The 1,334-nt window shown below is 54.3% G+C and carries 1 rRNA gene; it reads right to left on the bottom strand.

Features of this window, described 5'->3' with window-relative positions:
• Positions 1–1,334 (bottom strand): 23S ribosomal RNA (locus TR08_RS16485); the annotation flags it as partial.

Here is a 1,334-nt window from a genome sequence, read left to right as displayed (position 1 = left end):
GCTTCCACCTCTGACCTATCAACCTGATCATCTTTCAGGGTTCTTACTAGCTTGACGCTATGGGAAATCTCATCTTGAGGGGGGCTTCATGCTTAGATGCTTTCAGCACTTATCCCGTCCGCACATAGCTACCCAGCGATGCCTTTGGCAAGACAACTGGTACACCAGCGGTGCGTCCATCCCGGTCCTCTCGTACTAAGGACAGCTCCTCTCAAATTTCCTGCGCCCACGACGGATAGGGACCGAACTGTCTCACGACGTTCTGAACCCAGCTCGCGTACCGCTTTAATGGGCGAACAGCCCAACCCTTGGGACCGACTACAGCCCCAGGATGCGATGAGCCGACATCGAGGTGCCAAACCTCCCCGTCGATGTGGACTCTTGGGGGAGATAAGCCTGTTATCCCCGGGGTAGCTTTTATCCGTTGAGCGATGGCCCTTCCATGCGGAACCACCGGATCACTAAGCCCGACTTTCGTCCCTGCTCGACTTGTAGGTCTCGCAGTCAAGCTCCCTTGTGCCTTTACACTCTACGAATGATTTCCAACCATTCTGAGGGAACCTTTGGGCGCCTCCGTTACTCTTTAGGAGGCGACCGCCCCAGTCAAACTGCCCACCTGACACTGTCTCCCACCCCGATAAGGGGTGCGGGTTAGAATTTCAATACAGCCAGGGTAGTATCCCACCGACGCCTCCACCGAAGCTAGCGCTCCGGCTTCTCAGGCTCCTACCTATCCTGTACAAGCTGTACCAAAATTCAATATCAGGCTACAGTAAAGCTCCACGGGGTCTTTCCGTCCTGTCGCGGGTAACCTGCATCTTCACAGGTACTATAATTTCACCGAGTCTCTCGTTGAGACAGTGCCCAGATCGTTACGCCTTTCGTGCGGGTCGGAACTTACCCGACAAGGAATTTCGCTACCTTAGGACCGTTATAGTTACGGCCGCCGTTTACTGGGGCTTCGATTCAGAGCTTCGCTTGCGCTAACCCCTCCTCTTAACCTTCCAGCACCGGGCAGGCGTCAGCCCCTATACTTCGCCTTGCGGCTTCGCAGAGACCTGTGTTTTTGCTAAACAGTCGCCTGGGCCTATTCACTGCGGCTCTTCGAGGCTATTCACCTCAAAAAGCACCCCTTCTCCCGAAGTTACGGGGTCATTTTGCCGAGTTCCTTAACGAGAGTTCTCTCGCTCACCTTAGGATTCTCTCCTCGCCTACCTGTGTCGGTTTGCGGTACGGGCACCTTTTATCTCGCTAGAGGCTTTTCTTGGCAGTGTGGAATCAGGAACTTCGGTACTATATTTCCCTCGCCATCACAGCTCAGCCTTTACGGTAAG

Origin of the sequence: Neobacillus niacini, from assembly GCF_000759675.1 — a bacterium.
Lineage (GTDB): Bacteria > Bacillota > Bacilli > Bacillales > Cytobacillaceae > Neobacillus > Neobacillus niacini_A.
Note: the sequence above shows the minus strand (reverse complement) of the source record. Positions and strands in the feature narration are given on the sequence as shown.